General features: G+C 68.9%; 14 protein-coding genes. 7 read left to right on the plus strand and 7 right to left on the minus strand.

What is annotated here, in order from left to right:
* The first annotated feature begins 1 nt into the window (after position 1).
* From drmA to ACQP1N_RS03005, 4 genes are all read left to right on the plus strand, one after another.
* Positions 2-3,502 (plus strand): DISARM system helicase DrmA, encoded by a 3,501-nt coding sequence (drmA, locus tag ACQP1N_RS02990; RefSeq protein ID WP_433228957.1) that lies wholly within the window; start codon positions 2-4, stop codon positions 3,500-3,502.
* 2 nt (positions 3,503-3,504) lie between these two features.
* On the plus strand, positions 3,505-5,325 hold the full coding sequence (drmB, locus tag ACQP1N_RS02995) for a DrmB family protein (RefSeq protein ID WP_433228958.1): 1,821 nt from the start codon (positions 3,505-3,507) through the stop codon (positions 5,323-5,325).
* Positions 5,322-6,116 carry a DISARM system phospholipase D-like protein DrmC gene (gene drmC / locus ACQP1N_RS03000; RefSeq protein ID WP_433228959.1) on the plus strand — a complete coding sequence of 265 codons (795 nt, stop codon included), beginning with the start codon at positions 5,322-5,324 and terminating at the stop codon, positions 6,114-6,116. Before drmB ends, drmC begins: the two co-directional genes overlap by 4 nt.
* 104 nt (positions 6,117-6,220) lie before the next feature.
* Positions 6,221-6,532 (plus strand): hypothetical protein, encoded by a 312-nt coding sequence (locus tag ACQP1N_RS03005; protein ID WP_433228961.1) that lies wholly within the window; start codon positions 6,221-6,223, stop codon positions 6,530-6,532.
* A gap of 115 nt (positions 6,533-6,647) precedes the next feature.
* On the opposite strand, the gene ACQP1N_RS03010 is transcribed toward ACQP1N_RS03005, so the two are convergent.
* Positions 6,648-6,980: a helix-turn-helix domain-containing protein gene (locus tag ACQP1N_RS03010; protein WP_433228963.1), complete on the minus strand. Its 333-nt coding sequence runs from the start codon at positions 6,978-6,980 to the stop codon at positions 6,648-6,650.
* 425 nt (positions 6,981-7,405) lie between these two features.
* Here ACQP1N_RS03010 and ACQP1N_RS03015 point away from each other — a divergent pair, with 425 nt between their 5' ends.
* On the plus strand, positions 7,406-7,564 hold the full coding sequence (locus ACQP1N_RS03015; RefSeq protein WP_433228964.1) for a hypothetical protein: 159 nt from the start codon (positions 7,406-7,408) through the stop codon (positions 7,562-7,564).
* 182 nt (positions 7,565-7,746) lie between these two features.
* On the opposite strand, the gene ACQP1N_RS03020 is transcribed toward ACQP1N_RS03015, so the two are convergent.
* Together ACQP1N_RS03020 and ACQP1N_RS03025 are read right to left on the minus strand one after the other, a co-directional pair.
* Positions 7,747-11,592, minus strand: a complete 3,846-nt coding sequence (locus ACQP1N_RS03020; protein WP_433228965.1) for a tetratricopeptide repeat protein — start codon at positions 11,590-11,592, stop codon at positions 7,747-7,749.
* A gap of 16 nt (positions 11,593-11,608) precedes the next feature.
* Entirely contained in the window at positions 11,609-12,058 is a 450-nt protein-coding gene (locus tag ACQP1N_RS03025; RefSeq protein ID WP_433228967.1) for a hypothetical protein, read from the minus strand.
* 249 nt (positions 12,059-12,307) lie between these two features.
* On the opposite strand from ACQP1N_RS03025, the gene ACQP1N_RS03030 reads away from it, so the two are divergent.
* A complete protein-coding gene (locus ACQP1N_RS03030) occupies positions 12,308-12,556 on the plus strand; it encodes a hypothetical protein (protein ID WP_433228969.1) in 249 nt (82 codons plus the stop codon).
* A gap of 179 nt (positions 12,557-12,735) precedes the next feature.
* Here the strand turns inward: ACQP1N_RS03030 and ACQP1N_RS03035 are convergent, their stop codons facing one another.
* From ACQP1N_RS03035 to ACQP1N_RS03050, 4 genes are all read right to left on the minus strand, one after another.
* Positions 12,736-12,987 carry a DUF7662 domain-containing protein gene (locus ACQP1N_RS03035; RefSeq protein WP_433228970.1) on the minus strand — a complete coding sequence of 84 codons (252 nt, stop codon included), beginning with the start codon at positions 12,985-12,987 and terminating at the stop codon, positions 12,736-12,738.
* 248 nt (positions 12,988-13,235) lie between these two features.
* Positions 13,236-16,880 (minus strand): tetratricopeptide repeat protein, encoded by a 3,645-nt coding sequence (locus ACQP1N_RS03040; RefSeq protein ID WP_433228971.1) that lies wholly within the window; start codon positions 16,878-16,880, stop codon positions 13,236-13,238.
* Between the two features lie 204 nt (positions 16,881-17,084).
* A complete protein-coding gene (locus tag ACQP1N_RS03045) occupies positions 17,085-17,513 on the minus strand; it encodes a hypothetical protein (protein ID WP_433228972.1) in 429 nt (142 codons plus the stop codon).
* Positions 17,514-17,919: 406 nt separating this feature from the next.
* Entirely contained in the window at positions 17,920-18,726 is an 807-nt protein-coding gene (locus ACQP1N_RS03050) for an AAA family ATPase (protein WP_433228973.1), read from the minus strand.
* A gap of 278 nt (positions 18,727-19,004) precedes the next feature.
* Between ACQP1N_RS03050 and ACQP1N_RS03055 the strand changes: the two genes are divergently transcribed.
* The gene (locus ACQP1N_RS03055) at positions 19,005-19,247 is read left to right on the plus strand and encodes a hypothetical protein (RefSeq protein WP_433228974.1); all 243 of its coding nucleotides are present in this window, start codon (positions 19,005-19,007) and stop codon (positions 19,245-19,247) included.
* Positions 19,248-19,272 lie beyond the last annotated feature (25 nt).

The raw sequence follows: 19,272 nt of genomic DNA on the forward strand, positions 1-19,272 counted from the left end.
CATGACCGACCTCCCCGTGCTCAAGGTCCCCGACGCCGCCGCGATCCGCGACGAGCTGACCGAGCTCGTCTGCGCCGACCTGCACGGTCCGGCGGCGGGAGAGGACGAGGAGTTCACCGAGCGGCCGACCGACCGCTACCTGCTGGGCAGGCTCGCGCCCAACGGGGCGATGGTCGACCCCGGCGAGCACGATTCGCTGGCCGACGTGGAGCCCGACGCCGAGTCCGGTCCCGAGCAGAACGCCCCCAACATTCCCAGCATGTTCCCCTCCTCCTACGGCTTCACGGCGCACGTCGCGGGCGACGTCGACCGGCTGGCCGTGACCGCCGAATGGGCGCGGTACGTCCGCGTCCACTCGTCCGACGAGGAACGGGCCGGAGAGCTGGTGTGGCGGCGGGAACAGATGGCGGGTGCCGTCACCGTCCCACTCCGCTCGGGGAAGGTGAAGGCGGCGTCGCTCACCGGCGAGCAGCCGGAGATCGTCGTGCGCGGACGGGTCCGCAAGCATGACGGCAACTGGCTCGTCACCTTGTTCCTGGTGAACGCCCAGCGGGGCGACGTGGGCCGCGGCGAGGCATGGGTGTTCCAGGCCCAGATGTCGGTGAGCGCGCCCGGCGGGGAGCCGGTGTTCCTGCGGCGCCCGGCCGGGGCGGCGGGCGGCGACCCTGCCGACCAGGCCGAACGGCGGCGGCTCGAGATGGCCTACCGCTTCTGCCCCGAGTTCGCGACAGGCCACGGCGTCGCCGTTCATGCCGAGCCGTCCCCCGGCGACCCGATGCGCGCCGTCCGTATCTCCACCGCCGCCGTGCCCGTCCACGAGATCCCCGCCACCGACGTGCCACGCGCCGACACCGACCGCGACCTTCCGGAACTCGCCGACCTGAAGGTCGACATGAGGCAGCTCGCCGGGATGGACGCCGACGACCTTCGGGCCGCCCTGTCCCCGCTGGTGGACGGGTACCGGGCATGGCTCGACCGGATGGCGGGTTCCGTCGCCGACCCGGCCGCCCGGCTGGACGGCCACGAAAACGACGCGCGGCGCAACCTCGCCGACGCGCGGCGTGCCGCCGACCGGATCGAAGCCGGCATCACGCTGCTCGCCGAGAACGACGACGCCAGGCGCGCGTTCGCGTTCGCCAACGCGGCCATGCACCTGCAGCGCGTGCACACCATCGCCGCGGGGGAGCGGCGCCGGAGGCCCCGGCTGCCCCTGCCCGAAGCGGTGCGGGAGGCCGACCTCGTCCGCAACCGCAGCTGGCGCCCGTTCCAGCTCGCCTTCATCCTGCTGAACCTGCCCGCGCTCGCCGACCCCGTCCACCCGGAGCGCAGCGGCCGGGACGAATCCGTGGTGGACCTGCTGTGGTTCCCCACCGGCGGCGGCAAGACCGAGGCGTACCTCGGCCTGACCGCGTTCACCCTTGCCATCAGGCGACTCCGCCGCGACTTCGGCGGCCATGACGCGGAGAGCGGCGTGGCGGTGCTGATGCGCTACACGCTGCGGCTGCTCACCATCCAGCAGTTCCAGCGGGCCGCGGCCCTGGTCTGCGCGTGCGAGAAGTTGCGTCGCGACGACGAGGACCGCTGGGGGCGGACGCCGTTCCGGCTCGGCCTGTGGGTGGGCGGCCGGGTCACTCCCAACCGCACCGACCAGGCGAACGAGTGGGCCAAGGACCAGCGCCGCACCACCGGACGTCCACGGCACGTCGGCGGGTCACCCCACCAGCTCACGTCCTGCCCGTGGTGCGGGACCGCCATCGAGGCGGGGCGCGACATCGAGGTCGAGAAACTCCGCCGCCGGACCCTGATCCGCTGCTCTGATTTCGACTGCGACTTCCACGCCTACACCGGGGACGGCGACGGGCTCCCGGTCGTCGTCGTGGACGAGGAGATCTACCGGCTCGGCCCGGCGTTCGTCATCGCCACCGTCGACAAGTTCGCCCAGCTCCCCTGGGTCGGCGACACTCAGACGCTGTTCGGGCGCGCGGAGCGCCGCTGCGAACGGCACGGTTTCGTCACACCCGACCTCGCGGAGGTCTGCTGCGACGGCCGCACCAGCCATCAGGCCAGCGGACCGCTGCCCGCCGCGCGGCACGTGCCGGTGACGCCCGTCCGGCCCCCCGACCTGATCATCCAGGACGAGCTGCACCTGATCTCCGGGCCGCTCGGCTCGCTCGTCGGCCTCTACGAGACCGCCGTGGATCGGCTGTGCACCTGGGAGGGGCCCGGAGGACGCACCGTCCGGCCCAAGGTGATCGCCTCCACCGCGACGGTGCGGCGGGCAGCCCGGCAGCTCCACGCCCTGTTCGACCGGGGCCGCACCGAGATCTTCCCGCCGCCGGGGCTCAGCGCCGACGACAACTTCTTCGCCCGCCAGCGGCCAAGCGAACCTCGTCCCGGATACGAGGGCGTCGTCAAGCCCGGCCGCCGCTACGTCGGTGTCTGCGCGCACGGTGTCCGCATCAAGTCCACCCTCATCCGGGTCTACGTGGCGGTGCTCGGCGCCGCGCAGCAACTTCATAACAAGTACGGACAGAACCCCGTCACCGACCCGTACATGACGCTGGTGGGCTACTTCAACAGCCTCCGCGACCTCGGCGGGATGCGCCGCCTGGTGGAGGACGACGTGTCCACCCGCCTGGCCCGTGCCGACCAGCGAGGACTGGCCCGCCGGTACGACCCGAAGCTGCGCGAGCTCACGTCCCGGTTGTCGTCCGGCGACATCCCTGAGGTGCTCGCCGAGCTGGAACTGCGGTTCGGGCCCCGCGCCAAGGGCGAGCGGCGTCCGATCGACGTGCTGCTGGCCACCAGCATGATCGCGGTCGGGGTCGACGTGTCCCGGCTCGGTGTCATGGTGGTGGCCAACCAGCCCAAGTCCACCGCCGAGTACATCCAGGCCACCAGCCGTGTCGGCCGGCAGGACCCCGGCCTCGTGTTCACCGTCTACAACTGGGCGCGCCCGCGCGACCTGTCGCACTACGAGAAGTTCGAGCACTTCCACGCCACCGTCTACCAGCACGTGGAGGCCCTGTCGGTCACCCCGTTCGCCTACCGCGCGGTCGACCGGGGACTGACCGGTGTGCTCGTGGCACTCGTCCGCGGGCTGGAACCGAAGTACAACGCCAACGACGCCGCCCGCCTGTTCGGCCGGGAGAGCCGGCTCGCCGACCATGTCGTCAACGTGATCCGGCGGCGGGCCCGCGACGTTCTCGGCAACGCGCGGGACGCCGTCGACGTCGAGCGCGAACTCGAGGCCCGGCTGGACTTCTGGGCCCGCGAGCGCGCCATGCCCGAACGCGTCCTCGGATACCGGACACCCCGCCGCTCCGACGCGGTCGCGGGACTGCTGCTGCGGCCTGACGGTGGGCCATGGACCAAGGCCATGTGCCCGACCTCCCTGCGCGACGTCGAACCCGGCGTCCGGCTCCTGCTCCTCGACCGGTACGACCTGGGCGGTGCCGACGCTCCGCCCTTCCAGCCCGTCCCCCGAGAGGAACAGGAGTGACCATGCGCGTCGGCGAGCTGCGCCCCAACCAGCTACTGCACACCTACGGCGTCGGCGCCGTCGCCGACCTGCCCAACCTCTCGGTCGTCCTGATGGGGCTGGAATTCTGGGACGAGGCGTCGGCACGCGTCCTCACCGAGGACCGGCTGCTGGCCGCCGTCCGCCGCAAGCTCGGTCCGCAAGTCGAGACGTTGCGCACGCCGCCGTACACACCGGAGGACGCGGCAGACCCGTTCGGTGAATGGACCAGGGTCGGGGTGCCCGTCGCCGCCTTCCCCCGCTACCTGCGCTGCACCGACCTGCGCTGCAACCGCCTCGCCTCGATCGACTCCCGGCTCTTCGAGCTCGTGCCGAGCGCCTTCTCTCCCGACAGGGTCCGCTACGTGCACAACTGCCGCGGCACCGGCGGGCGCCGCCCCACCGCCGTTCCCGCCCGGTTCGTCCTCGCCTGTACCCAGGGCGGCCACCTGGACGACTTCCCCTGGACGTACTTCGCGCACCGTGGCGCGTCCCCGGAGACGGGCGACCACACGCTCCAGCTCGTCGAGCGCGGCACCGGCGGCGAGGCCGCCAACGTCTTCGCCGTGTGCTCCTGCGGTGCTCGCCGCAGCATGGCGGAGGCGATCGGCCTCGCGGGGGAGCGGAACCTGCCCGCGTGCCGGGGCCGCCACCCCCACCTCGGCACCTTCGAACCGTGCGGACTGCCGACCCGGACGCTCGCCCTGGGAGCGACCAACGGGTGGTTCGCCATGCAGATGCGCGTGTTCAGCCTCCCCAAGGGCGAGGACGACCTCGCCCAGCTCGTCACTGACCACTGGGACGTCCTCGACCTGGTGGCGCACCTCGACCAAGTTGCCGCCAAGAGCCTCCTTCCGAAGCTGGGCGTGTGGCCCGAACTGCACGTGCACGGGGTCGACGCGGTCTGGCGAGCCGTCCGGCGCCATGCTGACCATGGCGGGGATCGGCGGGACGACGCGGACGAACTCGACCTTGCGGGCCCGGAATGGTCGGCGTTCACCCATGACGACGACGTCGAGCTGCCCGACTTCACTACTCGCCGCGTGGGCGTGCCACGCGGCGAACGGTCCTGGCTGGAGCGGGTCACGCTCGTACCGCGCCTCCGCGAAGTCGGGGCCCTGTACGGCTTCACCAGGATCGACGCCCCCGAATGGGACGTCCTCTCCACCGACGACAGCCGTCGCGCACGGCTTTCCCGGGACGCCCCGACCTGGGTGCCCTGCGCGGAGATGCGCGGTGAAGGCATCTTCCTGAAGTTCAAGGAGGATCGCCTCGCCGAATGGGAACAGCGCGCCGAGGTCAGGGAACGCGAAAAGATCTTGCGTGAGGCGCATGACGAATGGCGGTCCGCCCGGGGGCTGGAAGCCGGTCACTGGCCCGGAATCCGCTATCTCATGCTGCACACGTTCGCTCACACGCTGATCCGGGAGTTCTCCCTGGAGAGCGGCTACAGCGCGACGGGCATCGCGGAACGCGTCTACGCCCGCGCCGCCGAGCCGATGGCCGGGGTGCTGCTCTACACCGCCGCCCCCGACAGCGAGGGCACGCTCGGCGGTCTTGTCTCCCTTGGTCACCCCGACCGCCTCGGCCCGTTGATCCGGCAAGCGCTCGACGCCGCGCGACTGTGCAGTTCCGACCCCCTGTGCTCCGAGCACGATCCCCGACACCACGGAAGCCTCTACGGGGCCGCATGCCATGCGTGCCTGTTCGCGGCCGAGACCTCGTGCGAACGGGGCAATCACTACCTTGACCGGGCCCTTGTCACCGACACGGTGACCGGAGGCCAGTACGGCTTCTTCCGGTGAACGACGACCTGCCGTCGGTCATCGCCGCCACCGCCGGCGAGCTTGCCCCAGGCCATCTGAGAACGTGGTGCCGCGTCCTGCGCGCCGCTGACCGCCCGTCTCGGTCGGTGGAGGCAGCCCTGCTGGAAGCGCGTCCGGGATACGCGCTGGGGGGCGTCGCCCGGAGGCTCGTCACCGCGTGGCGGCAGTCTGGAGCGACGGGCGAGTCCATCGCGCTGGCGCTCGAAGCCGCCGGCACGGTCAGCCGTGAGCACTCGGCGCACCGGAGCACGGTCGTGGCCAGCGGGCCGCTGAGCGAGGCCGTCCCGGTGCGACTCACCAGCCAGGTCGCCCTTGAGGTCATCCGTGAGGCCACGTCCTCCCTGCTGATCGTCAGCTTCGCCGCCCACGGTGTGACCGAGATCGTCACCGAGCTCACCGCCACCGCCGACCGAGGCGTGCGCGTCGACCTGATCCTGGAGACGTCGGTGACCGCAGGCGGCACACTGGACGGTCCTGGTGCGGCGGCCACCTTCCAGGCCCTGCACGGCAGAGGGGGCGTGCGCTTCTGGCACTGGCCACAGGCGCGTCGTCCGGCCTTGGGCCGCTCCCGCGCCGCCCTGCACGCCAAACTGATCGCCGCAGACGAGCGAACCGCCCTGCTGGGCAGCGCCAACCTAACCGACCGTGCCTTGAAGGAGAACCTGGAGATCGGCGTAGTCCTGCGCGAGCCGGCCGCCGTACGCAGCCTCGTCCGCCACTTCCGGTCACTCATGCGCGCGGAGCATGGTCCACTCGAACCACTCGGGTAGCCCGCGGCGCCGGACGAGAGAGTTCACCTCGCCGGCGGGAAGGTCGAGCGGCCCGGCGCCGCGTGCCGGCGGTTCGGCGTGTCCGGTGGTGATCTCGTGACGACATGGCCGCAGAGAGGAAGAACCGCAAGACCGGAGCATCACGCGGCCACGGCAGGTCGCATGCGCAGACCCTGGGGTTCTCTGTCCAAACCGAGGACCGGCCGACCTTGGACGAGCTTGTCGACTACTTCGGTGACGGCAACAGGTCGGCATACCTGCGGGCCACGTACCGTGTCATGAAGTCGATCATGCTTGCGGAGCAGCTGCGCGATCTTCAGGCTTACGGTCAGCAGCGCACCGCCGAGCTAGGTATCGAGCCGGCCGAGGTGCCCGACCGGATCCGAGAGTTCCTCAAGGGCAAGGGCGAAGCCTGACCATGTCGACGCCCGTGGTCTACGACATCAACGTGCTGGCCACGGCTGCCGCTAGCGGTAACAGTCCTTTCCGCTCCTGGCCCTCACCTCCGCCCACATCAGCGGCAGATTGATTTCAGGCGACTTTCCAGGTGCGGTCGCCGAGAGAGGCCACGAGGTCGAGGTGACCGCCCAGAGCGGTGACGTAGTCGCGAACGACGTCGATGCCGGAGACCTCTCCGTGCTCGATCTTGGAAATCCTGGCCTGGCTGACACCGAGCATCTCCGCCAGTTCGGCCTGGGTGACTCCAGCGGCCTTGCGGATCTCGGACAGTTGATAGCCGCGGACATAGGCTTCCGTACGTTCCTGCGCTGCGGCCTGGCCGGCGGCGCGCTTGGCCGGAGTTCGAGGGTCGAGTTCGGCAGCCCTGGCCTTGACGTCGGACCACTTGCTGTAACCGGTACTCATCGTCCCTCCTGTTCCTTCAGAGCGATTAGGTGCTCGGCGAAGCGTTCATCGGCCAGTGGTATCGCTTCCCGGTACCACTGATTCCAGTTACCGGACTCGTCGCCGGCGACGAGGAAGATCGCTTCTCGGGCCGGGTCGAAGCAGAACAGTATCGGCGGGCCTGTACGTCGCCGAGTCGAGGGAGGCGCTGATGGCCTCTTCGCCAAGGTGCCCGAGTCTCAGGGGTGGGGCGTGATCCACTGTCACGTCGTCATCCTCCTCGACGGCCCCGGCGGCCCGGACGCTGTTACGCTCGCCTGGACGACGCATCTCAAGCCCCCCGCCGACCACGCGGCCGGGGCCGTGTCCGTGCCGCTGTGGGCCTCGGCTCAGTGCGGATGCACGACATGCGGTAGCTCTGCGTCTCACTGCTCCTGGTCCCCGGCGTGCCGCCGCACATCGTGCGGGACATCGTCGGGCACAGCGACATCGAGGTGACGATGACGATCCACGCGCACGCGGCCGTCGAGGAGAAGCGGGCGGCGCTGCGGAAGCTGGGGATGCGCTCAGCTGAGGCCGTTGCTGGCAAAAGGCCCGGAACCTGATCAGGTTCCGGGCCTTTTCGCTGCTTAGAGAGGTGGGCAGGGCCGGCGGCGAACCGCCGGCCTTCCGCTTTTCAGCTATAGCAACGCCCCTGCCGCAGCAACGCCCCTGCCGCGCGGGCATCGGCCGAGATTGACCGGCTGTCGGCGTGCGTCCGTGGCTGGGGCTGGGGCTGCCGTTGCTGTCATTCAGTGCCGGGTTCGGGAAGTTGACTGAGGATCTCTATACGTGTTTGCTGGGCCGCTTCCAGTAGACCGCCGTATGTCGCGGGTAGCTGTTCGGCGAGGCGCTGATAGGTGTCGATCGCTTCCTCTACGGCTTCCAGGGCCGCTGGAAGCTCTATCGCGTGTGCGTTCCTGATCCATGCGTTCGCCCACAGCGACATGGCGAGGTCGGGGAGGTAGGCGGCGGGTTCGGTTTCGGCCAGACGCCGTCGGATCTTGACGGCTTCACGGGTTGGTTCGAGTGCGGCTCGTTTGTCGCCGACCTCCGACAGCCGGATGCCCAGGTTGTTGAGCGAGCTGGCGAGGTTGGGGAGGTAGGCGGCGGGTTCGGTTTCGGCCAGACGCCGTCGGATCTTGACGGCTTCACGGGTTGGTTCGAGTGCGGCTCGTTTGTCGCCGACCTCCGACAGCCGGATACCCAGGTTGTTGAGCGCGCTGGCGAGGTCGGGGAGGTAGGCGGCGGGTTCGGTTTCGGCCAGAGGTCGGTAGAGGTTGACGGCTTCACGGGTTGGTTCGAGTGCGGCTCGTTTGTCGCCGACCTCCGACAGCCAGACGCCCAGGTTGTTGAGCGAGCTGGCGAGGTTGGGGAGGTAGGCGGCGGGTTCGGTTTCGGCCAGACGCCGTCGGATCTCGACGGCTTCACGGGCCGGTTCGAGTGCGGCCCGCTTGTCGCCGACCTCCGACAGCCAGATACCCAGGTTGTTGAGCGCGCTGGCGAGGTTGGGGAGGTAGGCGGCGGGTTCGGTTTCGGCCAGACGCCGTCGGATCTTGACGGCTTCACGGGTTGGTTCGAGTGCGGCTCGTTTGTCGCCGACCTCCGACAGCCGGACGCCCAGGTTGTTGAGCGAGCTGGCGAGGTTGGGGAGGTAGGCGGCGGGTTCGGTTTCGGCCAGAGGTCGGTAGAGGTTGACGGCTTCACGGGTTGGTTCGAGTGCGGCTCGTTTGTCGCCGACCTCCGACAGCCAGATACCCAGGTTGTTGAGCGAGCTGGCGAGGTTGGGGAGGTAGGCGGCGGGTTCGGTTTCGGCCAGACGCCGTCGGATCTCGACGGCTTCACGGGCCGGTTCGAGTGCGGCCCGCTTGTCGCCGACCTCCGACAGCCGGATACCCAGGTTGTTGAGCGCGCTGGCGAGGTCGGGGAGGTAGGCGGCGGGTTCGGTTTCGGCCAGAGGTCGGTAGAGGTTGACGGCTTCACGGGTTGGTTCGAGTGCGGCTCGTTTGTCGCCGACCTCCGACAGCCGGATACCCAGGTTGTTGAGCGAGCTGGCGAGGTTGGGGAGGTAGGCGGCGGGTTCGGTTTCGGCCAGACGCCGTCGGATCTCGACGGCTTCACGGGCTGGTTCGAGTGCGGCTCGTTTGTCGCCGACCTCCGACAGCCGGACGCCCAGGTTGTTGAGCGAGCTGGCGAGGTCGGGGAGGTAGGCGGCGGGTTCGGTTTCGGCCAGACGCCGTCGGATCTTGACGGCTTCACGGGTTGGTTCGAGTGCGGCTCGTTTGTCGCCGACCTCCGACAGCCGGACGCCCAGGTTGTTGAGCGAGCTGGCGAGGTTGGGGAGGTAGGCGGCGGGTTCGGTTTCGGCCAGAGGTCGGTAGAGGTTGACGGCTTCACGGGTTGGTTCGAGTGCGGCTCGTTTGTCGCCGACCTCCGACAGCCAGATACCCAGGTTGTTGAGCGAGCTGGCGAGGTCGGGGAGGTAGGCGGCGGGTTCGGTTTCGGCCAGACGCCGTCGGATCTCGACGGCTTCACGGGCCGGTTCGAGTGCGGCCCGCTTGTCGCCGACCTCCGACAGCCGGACGCCCAGGTTGTTGAGCGAGCTGGCGAGGTCGGGGAGGTAGGCGGCGGGTTCGGTTTCGGCCAGAGGTCGGTAGAGGTTGACGGCTTCACGGGTTGGTTCGAGTGCGGCTCGTTTGTCGCCGACCTCCGACAGCCAGATACCCAGGTTGTTGAGCGAGCTGGCGAGGTCGGGGAGGTAGGCGGCGGGTTCGGTTTCGGCCAGACGCCGTCGGATCTCGACGGCTTCACGGGCCGGTTCGAGTGCGGCCCGCTTGTCGCCGACCTCCGACAGCCGGATACCCAGGTTGTTGAGCGCGCTGGCGAGGTTGGGGAGGTAGGCGGCGGGTTCGGTTTCGGCCAGAGGTCGGTAGAGGTTGACGGCTTCACGGGTTGGTTCGAGTGCGGCTCGTTTGTCGCCGATCTCCGACAGCCGGATACCCAGATTGTGGAGACGAAGGGCGCGTTCAGCGGCGGGCGCGGTTGGTGCAAGCCGCAGAAGAAGATGCTCGTTTAGAGCCCGGGCTGGGCGAAGCAGGTCAGTCCGGTGGATCGGGGTGGCGGCTTCGACAGCGGCGGCAACCCGGTCGGGAGCATGTTCGATCACCGTATTGAGCAACACAGGGCTCAGCCATACCGGCTGGATCGGACCGGCCTCCAGCAAGGCGAACAATACCCCTCGGGCGGTGGCGTGCCGGGCCGCGGTGGCCGCCAAGACGATGAACGCCTGGCGCAGCGCCGGCAGCGGAACGTCCTGGCCGGTGAGCAATTCGACAAACAGTTCGCGGACATGAGGCGTTGTGAGATGAGCGGCAAGAAAATCTTCAGCAAAGCGGTCCGGCTTCAAGGGCGACAGCCGTTCCACCGGTCCACCGGTGTCGGGCTCGGTTCGCTGATTTTCGTTGAGCCGTGCGAGCGCATCGGCTGCTGGCGGGTAAAGGCGTTCATGGTCACTCAGTAGCCGGTCGGCGTCGGCCTCGGTGGCGGCCAGCCGCGCCCGCAGTAGCCAACTACGGGCCCGGATGCTGGTGGTGACGGGACCGAACAGCGTCGCGACCATCACCGTGGATGCCATGACCTCCGCGCCCCGCGTCGTGCGCAGCCAGTAGCGCCGCTCATGAGCCAGCAGGAACTCAGAAAGATCACCGCTGTCCGGTACGGGAACACCTTCATCAACAGCGCAAACGGCGGCCAAGGCAGCCATGTGGACCATCAACGGCGACGCGCGTTCCGCCTGTTCCAACCCATCCGGCATGGGAAGCGCATGGGCCTTCACCTGCAACTGCTCCTGGAATGCGGCCGCCGCATCCGCGAACGCCTCCCGTAATGCCTGCGGGCTGTCGACGAACCGCGTCAATGCGATCGGCTCGGCGAGATCAACCCATGCACGCTGCAACTCGGCGCTGACAGTCTCCCAGAACCCCGCCTGCGGACGCGCCAGCAACAACACCCGCACCCGCCCCCCGCCGGCCTCCTCTTCGACATCGGCCATCGTGGCAGTGCGACGGCGGGCCAATTCCTGGATCAGGCGCGTCAACCCTTCCAGCGGCCAGCGCTCGGCATAGTCGACCACCACCAGCACATCCCCACCCGCAGGCATGTCCGCTGTAGCGGTCGGGTCGGGGAGCGGGGCGGTCATATCGGAGGCGTTCAGGACACTCCAGCCATGTCGATGGCTGTCAGTAGCGAACGCCCCGGCCAATCGGGTCTTGCCCGCGCCGCCCGGCCCGTGCAGCAACCGCACCGAAACCGGCTCATCTTCGTCCCGCCAGACCGTCAACTGCTCCTGCACCAACGGGCGTGGCCGGTAGGGAACCACCTGCCGGTGCGCGTCCAGCAGATGCGAGGGCAACCGCTGCGACCGGGGGATCCGCCGCGGCTGTGGCTGCGGCGTCAGCAACTCCAGACGAAACCGCGGCTGCTCCAGCACCACCACGACATCACCAGCGGCCGACCCGATCTGAATGTTCGGCCCGAACACATCCCCGGCCCACTGACCCGCCGGCGCCTTTCCCCCACCTCGAACACGCACCACTCACCCCCCGTCCCGGTCAGTCCCGCTCGATCTCCACGTCTTGCCCCACCGAGCCGAACTGCGCGTTGTCACCCCCGACCCGACCGGCCACCTGGCCCCCAGTGTCCGGCTGGCCCCCTGACGGGCCCGGGGTGTTCTGCGTATTCCGCCGCGCGGGCGGCTGAGGCCTACCGGTGCGGCGGCCGATCCGCACCCCCCCTTCCACCCGCCCGAACTGGTAGTTGTCCCCGGCCACGTCACTGACCCGCTGCCCGCCACCCTGCGGAGCCCTCATGCTGCGGCGCGCCAAAATCACCCCGTAGACCGAAACGCCCAAACCCACCGCGGTCAAGAACAGCGACAACACGCTGCCCCACCGGTCGGCGTCCTCCAACCCCACCACGCCGAAGAACACCCCCACCCCGACCAGCACGAGCCCAAACCCCACTACACCCGCCGTGAGGGCAATCCGCTGCGAAGCACTCATCTACCCATCGTGCCCAGCCCCCAAGATCAACCGTCGGGAAAGACCTGAACCGGTCACTCAGGCCTCGCGCGACTACCGAGCCGAGGGCTTGTTCGCGCGCACGGCGAGACGCTGTGAGAGACCCTGGCGCTGACCCGTATCCGGGAGGCGTGCCAGTGCTGCCGCGACGGCTGGGACGCCGTTCGTGAGGTGGCGCGCTGCTGCGCTCTCAAGGGCGGCGAGTGCTGCGGTTCCCGGCTGTCGTCGCGCATGGTCCAGTTCGTTCACGCGGTCTTGCGCAATGCCCTTCAAGCGGCCGTGCGGGAGGAGATCATCCCGCGCAACGTGGCCAAGCTCGTCACGGTCGCGACGCCCAAGTACGGGGTGAACCGGGGCCTCACGGTCGACCAGGCGCGCAACGTGCTCAAGGCGGCTCAAGACGAACGGCTTTACGCCCTGTACGTCAGCTGGGGGATGCGCTCGGCTGAGGCCGTTGCTGTCAAAAGGCCCGGAACCTGATCAGCTTCCGGGCCTTTTGGCTGGTCGTGTGAGGTGGGCAGGGGCGGGGTCGAACCGCCGACCTTCCGCTTTTCAGCTATGACAACACCCCTGCCGCGCGAGCATCGACCGAGGTTGGACGGTGGGCGAGGTGTGTCGGTGGTCGGGGTCGTGAGCCGCTGTTGCTGTCACCGTTGCTGTCACCCGTCGGCCGTCTTCGTGAAGGTCACACGCTGTGCGGTGAGGTTGGGCCGGGCCTGGTAGCCGGCATCGAGCCAAACCGCTTGGGTGTGCTTCGGGTCGGTGGCCCACCATGCTTGGTAATCGAAAGCGCTACGGGGGAGAGCGGCGCCGATCACCGCCGAGACCTCCGCGAACGTCATCTCGATGCGCTGACGGCCGTCTGACCGAAGATGGCGCTCTAACCGTTCGTACTGCTCTCGCCGGACCACGGCTCTATCATGGGCGTCGGGTCCTCGTTTGTCAGCCGGTAGGCGTCCCATGCCGTCTGATTACAAGCGAGATCAGAACTATCCACGAACGTCCGCACAGGCGTCCTGACCAGCGCGGCAGCCTGCCACCTGTCCACACCCGTCCAAGATTATCCGACCCTGTTGTTAGCAAGGCCGTTAGCACGTGGGTCTCACGGGGAGCATCCAGGCGTGGCGTACTCCGGTGCTCAGACACGCGGTTGGCAAGGCTACGACGCTGCGTTGAGCTGTTCGATTACCTCGGCCTTCGTCTGTTCTGCCGCCGCTAGGTAGCCGTCGAACGCTTCGGGAATCTGCTCAGCCAACGTCCGGTAGATCGAGATGGCTTCGTCTGCCGCGGTGACTGCCTCTCTAAGTTCGATGGTGTGGGCGTTTCTGATCCATGCAGAAGCCCAAAGCGACATGGCGAGGGCGGGGAGGTAGGCGGCGGGTTCGGCCTCGGCCAACCGCCGGCGAATTTCGACCGCTTCGCGGGTGGGTTCCAGCGCGGCCCGCTTGTCACCCACCTCCGACAGGCGGACCCCGAGGTTGTTCAGGGCGCTGGCGAGGGCGGGGAGGTAGGCGGCGGGTTCGGCCTCGGCCAACCGCCGGCGAATTTCGACCGCTTCGCGGGTGGGTTCCAGCGCGGCCCGCTTGTCACCCACCTCCGACAGGAGGACCCCGAGGTTGTTCAGGCTCATGGCGAGGGCGGGGAGGTAGGCGGCGGGTTCGGCCTCGGCCAACCGCCGGCGAATTTCGACCGCTTCGCGGGTGGGTTCCAGCGCGGCCCGCTTGTCACCCACCTCCGACAGGAGGACCCCGAGGTTGTTCAGGCTCATGGCGAGGGCGGGGAGGTAGGCGGCGGGTTCGGCCTCGGCCAACCGCCGGTAGATGCCGGTCGCCTCCCGGGTGGGTTCCAGCGCGGCCCGCTTGTCACCCACCTCCGACAGGAGGACCCCGAGGTTGTTCAGGCTCATGGCGAGGTCGGGGAGGTAGGCGGCGGGTTCGGCCTCGGCCAACCGCCGGTAGATGCCGGTCGCCTCCCGGGTGGGTTCCAGCGCGGCCCGCTTGTCACCCACCTCCGACAGGAGGATCCCGAGGTTGTTCAGGGCGCTGGCGAGGTCGGGGAGGTAGGCGGCGGGTTCGGCCTCGGCCAACCGCCGGTAGATGCCGGTCGCCTCCCGGGTGGGTTCCAGCGCGGCCCGCTTGTCACCCACCTCCGACAGGCGGATCCCGAGGTTGTTCAGGCTCATGGCGAGGTCGGGGAGGTAGGCGGCGGGTTCGGCCTCGGCCAACCGCCGGTAGATGCCGGTCGCCTCCCGGGTGGGTTCCAGCGCGGCCCGCTTGTCACCCACCTCCGACAGGCGGATCCCGAGGTTGTTCAGGCTCATGGCGAGGTCGGGGAGGTAGGCGGCGGGTTCGGCCTCGGCCAACCGCCGGTAGATGCCGGTCGCCTCCCGGGTGGGTTCCAGCGCGGCCCGCTTGTCACCCACCTCCGACAGGCGGATCCCGAGGTTGTTCAGGCTCATGGCGAGGTCGGGGAGGTAGGCGGCGGGTTCGGCCTCGGCCAACCGCCGGTAGATGCCGGTCGCCTCCCGGGTGGGTTCCAGCGCGGCCCGCTTGTCACCCACCTCCGACAGGCGGATCCCGAGGTTGTTCAGGCTCATGGCGAGGTCGGGGAGGTAGGCGGCGGGTTCGGCCTCGGCCAACCGCCGGTAGATGCCGGTCGCCTCCCGGGTGGGTTCCAGCGCGGCCCGCTTGTCACCCACCTCCGACAGGCGGATCCCGAGGTTGTTCAGGCTCATGGCGAGGGCGGGGAGGTAGGCGGCGGGTTCGGCCTCGGCCAACCGCCGGCGAATTTCGACCGCTTCGCGGGTGGGTTCCAGCGCGGCCCGCTTGTCACCCACCTCCGACAGGAGGATCCCGAGGTTGTTCAGGGCGCTGGCGAGGTCGGGGAGGTAGGCGGCGGGTTCGGCCTCGGCCAACCGCCGGTAGATGCCGGTCGCCTCCCGGGTGGGTTCCAGCGCGGCCCGCTTGTCACCCACCTCCGACAGGCGGATCCCGAGGTTGTTCAGGCTCATGGCGAGGTCGGGGAGGTAGGCGGCGGGTTCGGCCTCGGCCAACCGCCGGTAGATGCCGGTCGCCTCCCGGGTGGGTTCCAGCGCGGCCCGCTTGTCACCCACCTCCGACAGGCGGATCCCGAGGTTGTTCAGGCTCATGGCGAGGTCGGGGAGGTAGGCGGCGGGTTCGGCCTCGGCCAACCGCCGGTAGATGCCGGTCGCCTCCCGGGTGGGTTCCAGCGCGGCCCGCTTGTCACCCACCTCCGACAGGCGGATCCCGAGGTTGTTCAGGCTCATGGCGAGGTCGGGGAGGTAGGCGGCGGGTTCGGCCTCGGCCAACCGCCGGTAGATGCCGGTCGCCTCCCGGGTGGGTTCCAGCGCGGCCCGCTTGTCACCCACCTCCGACAGGCGGATCCCGAGGTTGTTCAGAATTGCGGCCTGCTGGTGGGCGGGGCTGTCGGTAGTGGTGTGGTGAAGACGTTGAGCCAGGGTGAGAGCCGGGCGAAGAAAGTCGGCGTGTCCGATGGGGATGGTGAAGGCGATCGAGGTGGCGAGGTCGTGCGGGGCGTAGTCGGTGATGGTGGTGATCAAGGATGGGCTGAGCCAGGCCGGCTGGACGGTCGTGGCGGACAGCAGGGCGAACAGCGGTGTACGGGCCGTAGCGTGGCGTGCGGCTGCCGCAGCAAGAATGATCAAGGCTTGGCGGATCGTCCCGGGCGGATGCTGGCCGGGATCAAAGTGCGCAGTGATAAGGGCGCGCACGTCATGACGCGTTAGCTGGCCGGCGATGAAGTCCTCAGCGAACCGATCCGGTTTCAGCGGGGGGAGGATGTCAGGGCTATCCGCTGCTGGGGGGCGCGGTAGAGGAGGGTAGAGCTTGGTGTGAGTGCTCAAGAGCCGGTCAGCCGCAGTGGGGTCAGCGGCTAGGTGGGCACCGATCAGCCAGCTGCGGGCCTGCTCGGCCGTGGGAGCCGGACCGAACAGGGTGGCCAGCAGTACGGTCTTGCCGATGAGTTCGCTGCCCTGATCAGTTCTCTGCCAATACCGTGTCTCGTGTTCAAGCAGATAGTGCGAAAGATCGGCGCTGTCGGGGACCGGGTCGCCTTCTTCTACTGCGCAGACAGCCGCCAGAGCCGCCATCTGCACGGTCAGCGGTGACCATCCCCGCCCGCTGGTCTTCCCGTTCGCTGCTGCTGCCAGCCCGGCCGGGACCGGAACCGGGCCGACCGCGATACCAAGCGCTAGCTGAAAAGCCCGCGCCGCCTCCCCGAACGCCGCTTCCAGTTCGTCGGCTTCGCTGACGTAATTCCCCACCTGGACGGGGGCGGGACGATCAATCCACGCACGGCCCAACGCCGCCCGCACATCCTCCCAGAACCCCTCGACAGGGCGGGCCAGCAACAGTATCCGAAGACGGCCCTGAGGCTCGCCGCCCGTTTGGCCGACTGAGCTGTGGTGCGCTGCGTAGCGGCCGACGAGCGTCACGATCATCTTGACCAGGGAGTCCAACGGCCAACGCTCGGCATAGTCGACCACCACCAGCACATCACCCGACGACACGTCGACGTGGTCACTCGCCTCAGGAATTGCCGGAGACGACAAATCCCGCGCCTCCAACACCTGCCAACCGCATTCATGCGCCAACGTGGCGAACCGCCCAGCCAAACGGGTCTTCCCCGCACCCCCCGCCCCCGATAACAGACGGACAGATGCCGGCTCCTCCTCCTCACACCACGCGGCAAGCTCGGCCTGCACCTCGGGGCGTTCCCGATAGGGCACTACCAAGCGACGCACGTCCAGCAGATAGGACGGCAACCGCTGATCCCTGGGCACCCACCCCGGCGGCTGCTCGGGCTCCAAACGATCCAACCGGAACCCCGCGTCCTGCCGGTCCAACACGACAGTGACCGCGCCACCCGCCGATCCGATCTGGATGTTGTGACCACGGACATCTCCCGCCCACAACCCGCCCCAAAAACCGCCCCCGCTTCTACGCCGCCCCATCACTACCGAACCCGTTCAGTCCCGGTCGATTTCCAGATCGCCGCCGGTCGAACCGAGCTGCACGTTGTCCCCGCCCACGTGCCCCACCGACTGACCATCACCCGAACCGGCCGTGGAAGGACTCGGAGGAACGCCACCGGCCAGCGGGGCGGGGCGCCCTCGACGACGACCAATCCGCACGTTCCCCGTTACCGACCCGGCTTGATAATTGTCCCCCACCACCTGCCCGGCATGCTGCCCCCCAGCCGACGCCGGGCTGCGGAACGCCACCACCAGCCCAGCAAAGCTCACCACCAACCCCGCCACCCCGACGAACGACCCGATCACGCTCGCCCACCGGTCAGCGTCCTGCAATCCCACCCGAAGGAAGAACACTCCCTGACCGATCAACCCCACACTCACGATCAACCCACCGACGACCCACCATCTACGCGACCCCGTCATGCCAGACATTGTCGCCCCATCAACGCAAGATCACACAGCGAAACCGCCTCGATACCCTCGAACAGCCTGACCGCACCCGGTCATCCCGAGGGCAAGCCGACCCGGACCGCAGGAGCCCCCAGGGCTCCGAGGACCGGAAGCGGTGCGGCAGCGATCGCCCCCAACCCTCCACCCGCCTCAACCCCGGCGTGGCGATCGTAGGGCGCAACCGGCATCGAACTTTCTGAACTCAATCCGCAAAACCGATGCCGGGCGGCCGAGCGATGCGGCGCGGCGGGACCGGACGGAACAGGCCGCACGCCCGGCGCGCCGGGGCGGGCGGCCGCCGGCGACCGCGTAGCGGGCGCCCTTGAAGACGTAGAGAAAGTTCTCATCCGGCACGGAGCTGGCTTGCTGACCTGCGGGTTTAGTGCATGAGTCTGGTTAGGGTTCGGCGGGTTTGGTCGGCGAGGCTGACGGCTGCGCCTAGGCGGTTGTCGATGGTGAGGTGTGCGGCCTGGGGTGGGTCTTCGGTGTTGAGGGTGCTGGCGTACTCGTCCCAGTTGGCGAGTTTCCAGCCGTCGCGGGGGGCGTCGCGCTGCTCGATGTATTCGTGCATGGTGTCGATGTCGCTGTGGACCCAGATGGAGGTCACGTCCACGCCCTTGGCCTGGCATCGGTGGGTGAGGCGGGGGAGCCAGCTCGGGTTGCTGAGTTCGGTGATGAACGGGGCGGCGAGGATGATCGATACGCCGCAGTCGATGTTGCCGTAGGCGGCGTTCATCAGGCACCGGTACTCGTGCGGGCGGACTTCGGCGCGGTAGAGGTCGGTGTGGCGGTCGTGCTGGTTGGCTCCGAGTGAGATCAGCAGGCGTTCGGTCATGCGGCGGGTGAGGGCGTCCTTGTCCAGGAGCGCCCATCCGGACAGGTCGGACAGGAAGCGGGCGAACTCGGTCTTGCCGGATCCGGCGTAGCCGCCGACCAGGACCAGGATGGGGTTGCCGCCGGCGTTGGCGACGGCTCGGCCGTGCCATGCGTTGGCGAGTCGCGTCTTGAGCGTGTCGGCTCCGGGGAAGAACGCGGACAGGTCGAACGGGGTGCCGTCTGCGCCTGGTTCGCGGCCGTGGGCCTGGGCTGCCATGCGTTCCAGGACGGGGAGCGGAACGTTATGGGCGCGGGCGAGGTAGGGCAACCAGTCGTCCGGGATGCGTAGGCCGCGCTCCCATCGGGACACCTCGTGTCGGGTGATCGTGTCAGACCCGGCGAGGTCGCAGAGTTGAGCGGCTAGGGCGCGTTGGCTTCTGCTGCCGCGTAGGCGTGCCAGATATGCGCCGAATGCTCGTCTTGCCTCGGTCGTCATGGGCGGCTACCTCCGGTGACCAAGTCTGGCCCCCCGCTGGCCCCGTGTCAGGCTCCTTTGTAAACCGGGGGGTGGCGGGACGCTGGCAGGGCGGCTGACGACATGCCGCGGGCCGATTCCGGCTCGTCCACCACCCGATGAGGAACCTCGCGATGGAAACGCGTGCGCAGTCTGAGGACCCGGTGCTCCGTCAGCTTCGGGAGGAGTTCACCGGGCATCGGATCTGGCGGTCTCGGCGGTGGGACGGTCGTTTGGGTGACTGGGTGGCCACTCTGCACGACCCGGCCGCCGGTGTTGATGCGACGGTGATCCGCTCGGATGCGGCGGCGTTGCGGGAGGCGCTGGTGCAGGAGCGGCAGCGGGCGGGCAGTCCGCCTCTGAAAAGGGCCTGGTGATGGCGGGCTGGACTCCCCCGCCATC

The organism is Actinomadura formosensis (assembly GCF_050948385.1).
GTDB classification, from domain to species: Bacteria; Actinomycetota; Actinomycetes; order Streptosporangiales; family Streptosporangiaceae; genus Spirillospora; species Spirillospora formosensis.

What these genes read in the sequence shown, in the direction of transcription:
- ACQP1N_RS03055 (WP_433228974.1), top strand. Translation starts at nt 19,005, where the DNA reads ATGGAAACGCGTGCGCAGTCTGAGGACCCGGTGCTCCGTCAGCTTCGG.
- ACQP1N_RS03010 (WP_433228963.1), bottom strand. Translation starts at nt 6,980, where the DNA reads ATGAGTACCGGTTACAGCAAGTGGTCCGACGTCAAGGCCAGGGCTGCC.
- drmB (WP_433228958.1), top strand. Translation starts at nt 3,505, where the DNA reads ATGCGCGTCGGCGAGCTGCGCCCCAACCAGCTACTGCACACCTACGGC.
- ACQP1N_RS03030 (WP_433228969.1), top strand. Translation starts at nt 12,308, where the DNA reads ATGGTCCAGTTCGTTCACGCGGTCTTGCGCAATGCCCTTCAAGCGGCC.
- ACQP1N_RS03025 (WP_433228967.1), bottom strand. Translation starts at nt 12,058, where the DNA reads ATGAGTGCTTCGCAGCGGATTGCCCTCACGGCGGGTGTAGTGGGGTTT.
- drmA (WP_433228957.1), top strand. Translation starts at nt 2, where the DNA reads ATGACCGACCTCCCCGTGCTCAAGGTCCCCGACGCCGCCGCGATCCGC.
- ACQP1N_RS03045 (WP_433228972.1), bottom strand. Translation starts at nt 17,513, where the DNA reads ATGACGGGGTCGCGTAGATGGTGGGTCGTCGGTGGGTTGATCGTGAGT.
- ACQP1N_RS03005 (WP_433228961.1), top strand. Translation starts at nt 6,221, where the DNA reads ATGGCCGCAGAGAGGAAGAACCGCAAGACCGGAGCATCACGCGGCCAC.